Annotated in this window: 1 protein-coding gene and 1 pseudogene; one reads left to right on the forward strand and one right to left on the reverse strand. The window is 63.7% G+C overall.

From position 1 onward, the window contains the following. Positions 1-242: 242 nt before the first annotated feature. Entirely contained in the window at positions 243-434 is a 192-nt protein-coding gene (locus tag DKT69_RS00040; protein ID WP_109799576.1) for a hypothetical protein, read from the forward strand. Here DKT69_RS00040 and DKT69_RS00045 read toward each other — a convergent pair. Continuing rightward, positions 431-590 (reverse strand): annotated as a pseudogene (locus tag DKT69_RS00045) (IS630 family transposase); the annotation flags it as partial. The gene DKT69_RS00040 and the pseudogene DKT69_RS00045 overlap by 4 nt on opposite strands.

The following is a 590-nucleotide window of genomic DNA, read 5'->3' on the forward strand; positions in this document are numbered from 1 at the left end:
ACGGGCAACGCCTGGCGATCTTCTACACCAAACTCAACAACCGCCTCCTGCGACCACTCCTCGCCGCCGATCAGCCCCAAGCGCCACCCGACCTGCGTCAAGCCCTCGCCGCCATCGACCACCACGTTGACGACTACATCGCCCGCGCACGACTCAAAACCGCAGCCTGAAAACCTGACTCAGTTGTTCAGATTCTCGAACCCAAGGATCTAGCGTCAACACGGTCGGTACTGGAGCGGCGCGTGGAGGGGGAACCGGAGATGGGCAGGCGACCGGTGACGGTGCCGTTGGCGCGGTGGAGTGCGGAGCATCCCTGGCGGGCCATCGCGCTCTGGGTGATCTTCGTGGCGGTGTACTTCGTCGGCGGGAACGCCGCCGGCCTGACCGAGGCGACCGACGAGGACATGGCGATCGGCGAGGCGGGACGGGCCTAGTGCTCCGAGTCGTTGGTTAGTTGATTAATTCTTGTGCAGTAGTTGGCGAGGCTGTCCAGGATCTCGTCGGCGGTCTTGGTCCAGACGAAGGGCTTCGGGTCGGCGTTCCACGCCTCGATCCAGGTGTTGACGTCGGTTTCGAGGTCTTTGACGCTG

This window comes from Micromonospora sicca (assembly GCF_003172935.1).
GTDB lineage: Bacteria > Actinomycetota > Actinomycetes > Mycobacteriales > Micromonosporaceae > Micromonospora > Micromonospora sicca.